This window comes from Shewanella sp. M16, from assembly GCF_018224605.1.
Taxonomy (GTDB): domain Bacteria; phylum Pseudomonadota; class Gammaproteobacteria; order Enterobacterales; family Shewanellaceae; genus Shewanella; species Shewanella oncorhynchi.
In genome coordinates this window covers 61,600-67,767 of record NZ_JAGTUL010000027.1, presented here as the reverse complement: position 1 = coordinate 67,767, position 6,168 = coordinate 61,600, and the positions used below count along the sequence as shown (strand labels likewise).

The 6,168-nt window shown below is 41.9% G+C and carries 6 protein-coding genes; 3 read left to right on the top strand and 3 right to left on the bottom strand.

Annotation, left to right across the window (positions count from 1 at the left end; translation table 11 throughout):
• Positions 1–159: 159 nt before the first annotated feature.
• Positions 160–801, top strand: a complete 642-nt coding sequence (locus KFE26_RS16965; protein ID WP_028761275.1) for a trimeric intracellular cation channel family protein — start codon at positions 160–162, stop codon at positions 799–801.
• A 75-nt stretch (positions 802–876) separates the two neighbouring features.
• Here KFE26_RS16965 and tpx read toward each other — a convergent pair whose 3' ends face one another.
• The 3 genes from tpx to KFE26_RS16950 all read right to left on the bottom strand — a co-directional run bounded on the left by tpx (position 877) and on the right by KFE26_RS16950 (position 3,044).
• Positions 877–1,470, bottom strand: a complete 594-nt coding sequence (tpx, locus tag KFE26_RS16960; RefSeq protein WP_105251878.1) for a thiol peroxidase — start codon at positions 1,468–1,470, stop codon at positions 877–879.
• Between the two features lie 123 nt (positions 1,471–1,593).
• Positions 1,594–2,421 (bottom strand): mechanosensitive ion channel family protein, encoded by an 828-nt coding sequence (locus KFE26_RS16955; protein WP_028761273.1) that lies wholly within the window; start codon positions 2,419–2,421, stop codon positions 1,594–1,596.
• Positions 2,422–2,453: 32 nt separating this feature from the next.
• Positions 2,454–3,044: an OmpA family protein gene (locus tag KFE26_RS16950; RefSeq protein ID WP_212601119.1), complete on the bottom strand. Its 591-nt coding sequence runs from the start codon at positions 3,042–3,044 to the stop codon at positions 2,454–2,456.
• Between the two features lie 343 nt (positions 3,045–3,387).
• On the opposite strand from KFE26_RS16950, the gene ltaE reads away from it, so the two are divergent.
• Both ltaE and KFE26_RS16940 read left to right on the top strand, forming a co-directional pair.
• A complete protein-coding gene (ltaE, locus tag KFE26_RS16945; RefSeq protein ID WP_212601118.1) occupies positions 3,388–4,401 on the top strand; it encodes a low-specificity L-threonine aldolase in 1,014 nt (337 codons plus the stop codon).
• Positions 4,402–4,595: 194 nt separating this feature from the next.
• On the top strand, positions 4,596–6,071 hold the full coding sequence (locus KFE26_RS16940) for an HDOD domain-containing protein (RefSeq protein ID WP_212601117.1): 1,476 nt from the start codon (positions 4,596–4,598) through the stop codon (positions 6,069–6,071).
• Positions 6,072–6,168 lie beyond the last annotated feature (97 nt).

The window sequence follows — 6,168 nt, the reverse complement described above, 5'->3', positions numbered from 1 at the left end:
ATATTTATTCTATAACTTAATAAGGTTGTAGGAATCTGCATCAGATTATTAATAAGATGATGAATTAATTTTTCTAATGATGAATTCAAAATAAAATCATTATAGAACTGAGAGGTTATCAGGCAGAATCAATTCTTTGAGTTGTTGGTAGTAGCAAAGATGCATGAGACGCAGATTATTGGATTACTTTGGCTGATTGGGATTATTGCCGAGGCGATGACGGGCGCTCTGGCGGCTGGCCGCAAGCAGATGGATTTGTTTGGTGTGGTGATCATTGGCTGCGCAACGGCAATTGGTGGCGGTACACTAAGGGATATGATGCTCGGAAATTACCCCTTAATTTGGGTTGAGCATGTGCATTACCTTATTGCGATTGCATTCGCTTCTTTGCTCACTGTCGCTATCGCCCCTGTAATGCGTTATCTGTCTAAGTTATTTTTGGCTATTGATGCCTTAGGCTTAGCCGTATTCTCCATCGTGGGCGCACAAAAGACGTTAATGCTGGGATTTAGCCCAACAATTGCCGTAGTCATGGGATTGGTCACAGGTGTCTTTGGTGGCGTTATCCGCGATATTCTGTGTAACCAAGTGCCTTTGATTTTTAAGAAAGAACTCTATGCGGTGATTTCACTACTGACGGCAGGCTTGTATATCGTCTTAAAAGCCTATCAGTTAACGGAATGGATTAATCTGGTTATTTGTCTAAGCGTTGGTTTTAGCTTACGGATGTTGGCGCTGCGATATCATTGGTCTATGCCAACCTTTGACTACCAATCCAGTGGCGATCAGCATACACATTAAATCGTAAAACCAAATCGTAGAAATAGAACCGTTAAACAAAAGGGCAGCTAAGGCTGCCCTGTTTTTAGCTGTGAATTACTGCTGGGCTTGCAGGGTTTTCAAGGCTTCAAGGGCTGCATCATAGTTAGGATGCTCTGTGATGTTTGGTACTAACTCTTGGTATTGGAGCTTACCTTCTGCATCTATGATGAAAATGGCTCTAGCCAGCAAGCCGTAATCTTGAATTAACAAACCATACTTTTCACCAAAATCACGCCACACGCTATCTGATAGCACTTTGATTTTATCTACGTTTTCCACTTTACAGAAACGCTTTTGTGCGAAGGGTAAATCGGTACTGATCGTTAGCATGATGACGTCATCGGAAAAATGGCCAACTTCGCTGTTGAAGCGCTTCGTCTGCAGTGCGCAAACACCTGTATCTAGGCTTGGCACGGCACTTATCAGTACAGTTTTACCCTTAAAATCACTTAGCATCACTGGCGTGAAATGCTCATCAACGACTTTAAACCCCGGCGCCATTTGCGACAATTTTGGTCTTTTTCCTTCTAAGGTGACTGTTTTTTCACCCATTAAAACCTGTGTTTTCTCACTGGCGAGTGTATTGGGGCTCATCAGAACTAGGCTATAAATACAGCTTGCGGCTAAAAATGAAACATATTTTTGCATTGGATGTCCTCACACATGAATATCTGTGCCTTCGCTAATATCTGTCCATTAAGGTACGCTAAAATGATGCGTAGAACCATAAAAAAAGGTCGGTAATTACCGACCTTTTTTATCCACTAATTGTTATTTGCTTAGCGGTAATTCTTTGACATGGATATCCATTTGTGGAAATGGAATACCGATATCTGCAGCGTCTAATGCATTTTTTATTTGCTCAAGCAGTTGGAAACGTGCAGTCCAATAATCAGATGTTTTTACCCAAGGACGAACCACGAAATTGATTGAAGAGCTAGCCAATTCAGAAAGTCCAACTGTATATGCTGGATCTTTTAACACATACTGGTTGTTATCTAAAATATCGGTCAATACTTTTTTAGTGAGGGCGATATCGGCGGAATAAGATACGCCAATCACTAAATCGATACGACGACTATCCATCGCTGAGTAGTTAGTGATAGTGCCATTCATGATAGATGAGTTTGGCGCTACGATAACTTTATTATCAGGAGTGCGAAGCTTGGTTGAGAATATGGTTATTTCATCAACAGTGCCGGCGATACCTGCAGCTTCAATATAGTCACCTACGCGGCAAGGGCGGAATAACACCATTAACACACCCGATGCAAAATTAGACAGAGAACCTTGTAGCGCTAAGCCTATTGCTAAACCTGCAGCACCGATAACGGCTACCAGTGATGCGGTTTGTACACCAATTTGGCCTAACGTGGCAATAACCGCGAAAACAAATACCACTGCCCAAGCGAGGTTCGCGACAAATGAAACGACTGTCGGATCAACTTTACGGCTGTTAAGTAATTTACGAACAAGCTTCTGTGCTACGCCCGCAAAGTATTTACCAACAAAGAAGATGATAATGGCGAATAATGTTTTTAAGCCATAAGTCACAATCAGATCTGGTGCTTGCTTTAATAAACCTTCGAGGTTTTCCATTGAATAACTCCCTAAATATGCGCTAACAAAAACTATTTATTATTGACGATAAATTCTACTCGTCGATTTAAACTGCGCCCTTCGCTAGAACGGTTGTCCGCTACAGGTTCAGATATACCTTTACCCATTACGGTAAAGCGATTTGGATTAAAGCCATAATCTTCAACCAAAATACGTTTTACATTTTGAGCCCGTTGAAGTGATAGTTGATAATTAAACTCTGGTGTACCAACGATATCTGTGTGGCCTACTAAGGTTAATTCAGCATCATTTGTTTCTAAGAATGCTTTTACTAAGGCTAAAGTTTTCCATTGAGAAAAGTCAACCTCGGCAATGGTAAATTCAAAATACACCATAGCTGCAGAAATATTATGACAATCTGTGTTTAACTCAGCATTTGAATGACTCATATCGCAAACTGGTGATGCAGTCATTTCCACAGCGGCTTCTTCCACACAACCATTAGCCATAACAGGTGTATTTGGCTCTGTGTTAGGACAGGCATCTTTGATATCTGGCACTCCATCTCGGTCAGTGTCAGACCAAGCAAATACCTGTGATGTTAGGCTTAAACTTAATAGCAAAAGCGCTAGCTGAATCCATCGAGATTGGGAGTTTTTCACTACAAATCACCTATTGAACGATAAGTATTAGTCAAAATTACTAAAGCGATCGCATTGTTGTAGCATGACCATCTTAGTGTGGCATTCTAACGAGTAAGACTCTTTTCGCCAAGCTAAACGCGTACAAGCGTCCATACATCGACAGATAGATATCGGCAAGATATTGAGTATATTTATGTTTTTATTAGTAGATGTCAGTATGTCAATACTTGCTTCAAGCATGAGCGAGGTTCTACATCGGTAAATTTGTCGACAAGTATGACGATAAACTATACAAAATAAGCCTTTAGCGCTAGAGTCTTGAGCCCATTATGCGCCAACCAAACTTTAAGTTGAGGACAAGATGATAGATTTACGCAGTGATACTGTTACCCAGCCAACAGCAGCCATGCGGTTAGCCATGTCCAGAGCCGAAGTGGGTGATGATGTTTACGGTGATGACCCTACGGTAAATAGTTTGCAGGATATGGCTGCGGAGATGTTTGGCTTTGAAAGTGCATTATTTACCTGTTCGGGTACTCAAGCAAATTTATTGGCTTTGATGGCCCATTGTGATCGTGGAGATGAGTACCTGTGCGGTCAGCAGGCTCACAATTATAAGTTCGAGGGCGGCGGCGCCGCTGTCCTAGGCAGCATTCAACCTCAACCTTTAATGAATCAATTAGATGGCACTATTGCATTAGCTGACATTGAAGCCGCAATTAAGCCTGATGATATCCATTTTGCTCGTACTCGTTTGCTTAGTTTAGAGAATACGATTGGCGGTAAGGTTCTCCCGCAAAGCTATTTGGCGGATGCGCAGGCATTAGCCTTTAATCGCGGATTAAAAATTCATTTAGACGGTGCGCGAGTTGCCAATGCTGCGGTGGCGCAGAATATTGCAATAAGTGATATCACGGCGCACTTTGATTCAGTGTCGATTTGTTTATCCAAAGGATTATGTGCGCCAGTCGGCTCATTACTCTTAGGTGATGAACGCTTGATTAAGAAAGCCATTCGTTGGCGTAAAATGCTTGGTGGTGGCATGCGTCAAGCTGGGATACTTGCCGCTGCGGGTAAGCTTGCTTTAACTGAGCAAGTACAACGGCTTAGTGAAGATCATGACAATGCAGCGTACTTAGCTCGGCAGTTGGCAGAATTCAGTGAGTTCGAGGTCAATTTAGCCGCAGTACAAACTAATATGTTATTTGTTACATTAGCATCCCATATTGATGCGAACTTATTGGCTAAACACTGTCGAGCGGAAGGCATCCTGATAAGCCCAGGGCGTACGCTTCGGCTTGTGACTCATAAAGATGTCAGCCGTCAGGACATAGATAAAGTGTTGCGTGTTGTTAAGCAGTACCTCAAAGCCTAAGTGTGGATTGATTTTCTGTTTTACTGAAATGCCCGAGCTTTGTCTTGGGCATTTTTATAGGCAGGCATTGCTTAATGTTGAATTATTAAGCAATTAATGAATGATTTGCTAAAACAAGCTTTAGACAACAGGCGAAATGTTTGCGTTTATCTATACTAAAAACAACAAGATTATATCGCTAAGGTAACTTTAGGTTGAAGCCTAATAACAATACTAATAAAGGGGTCGATTATTGGACAAATCGGATCAGTGAATTGGAAATGCCAGCACTGTGTTCGACTGTTAAATCGCTAGAAAAGCTCGCCAAGGATGACGTTTCCTCTCTCGCATTACTCGGGCGTAGCGTGATGCATGATAACGCCTTAACCTCTCGTATTCTTCGAGTTGCTAATAGCGCTATTTACCATAAAGGTAGTAGCCAAATCTCTACTGTCAGCCGAGCGGCTATAGTGCTTGGTTTCGATGCGGTGCGAAATATCTGTATCACAGCCAAGTTACTCTCAAGCTTGTTAGAGAGTAAAAATTTGGCACCTAACGTATATCAAAGATTAATAAAGTTGATGGCTAAAGCATTTCAAGCCGCCATGATTGCACGGATGATGTTGAGCCATTATGACGAAGAAATGCAGGAGGAAGCTTTTATAGCCTCTTTACTGTATCACATAGGTGAGAGTGCTTTTTGGAGTATTGGTGGTGAGTTCACCGAAGAGTTAGATCTAAAACTGCGTGAATGTGTAACGCCAGCAGAGGAACGAAGTATAACCCGCGAAGCCCTCGGCACTTCTTTTTCACTATTAACTCAAAGTATTGCCCGCAATTGGGGATTGGGAGAACTGTTGGTCCATGCAGTTAATAATCCTGAAGACCAAAGACCTGAAATTCGGTCTATTTTTATTGCGGATAAGCTCTGCGATATTTTATCTCAACCTAATCTTGATAAGCAGGAATTAGGGAAACGTATCACGCAAGCGGCGAGTTTTACTGGACTAGAAGAAAATGAGTTTATGGTGCGGATGCAACGCTGCGCGAATGCGACCCATAAGTTAGCTGAAGTATATGGTGCTAAGGTGTTGCTAGACTATCTACCTGATCCCAAGCGTATGGTCACAGTTAAACCTGTTCCACTTCCCATTCCGTTAGATATGCCAGTCTATCAAGTTAACTTGAATATTCAGTTAGCTAAGCTACGAGAATTAACAGGCTTCGCCATTAATAAAGCCGATTTTAACCAAATCATGCAAACGGTTCTCGAAGGTATACTTGAGGGCGTTGGCGTTGACCGGTGCGGCGTGTTGTTATTGTCGCCAAGCCGTAAACAACTTCAACCTAGAGTGATATTAGGTCGTGATGCAGATGCCATTAAGCAAGAGTTTATTATCGATTTGAGCGATAGGCGGGGATTATTTTATCAAGCGATGGAGCATAAGTTACCGCTTTGGGTAGATGATCCTAGCTCTAAGAAATGGCAAGAGCAGTGTAAAGAATTACAAGCGCGACATGTGTCACGTCAAGGCTTTTTATTGGCGCCATTATTAGTCGATAGTAAAGTGATCGGGTTTTATTATGCGGATAGGGGCCCTTCGGAAAGGGCATTTGAAGACGTGGATTTTCAAAGTTTCATCCACTTCTCCCAATTGGCGAATGTGTGTTTTACTGTGTCCTTGAGATAGTTATATGGTTTAAGTGATTGTTTTTTAAGTGATTTAATTTTAAGCTGTATTCTTTCGAAATTGCACTCTTTTAAACCGTATTTTGGGGAGTGCTGCG

Bases quoted from the DNA above. Each gene is read 5' to 3' on its own strand.
- tpx (WP_105251878.1), bottom strand. From the start codon at position 1,470: ATGCAAAAATATGTTTCATTTTTAGCCGCAAGCTGTATTTATAGCCTA.
- KFE26_RS16955 (WP_028761273.1), bottom strand. From the start codon at position 2,421: ATGGAAAACCTCGAAGGTTTATTAAAGCAAGCACCAGATCTGATTGTG.
- ltaE (WP_212601118.1), top strand. From the start codon at position 3,388: ATGATAGATTTACGCAGTGATACTGTTACCCAGCCAACAGCAGCCATG.
- KFE26_RS16965 (WP_028761275.1), top strand. From the start codon at position 160: ATGCATGAGACGCAGATTATTGGATTACTTTGGCTGATTGGGATTATT.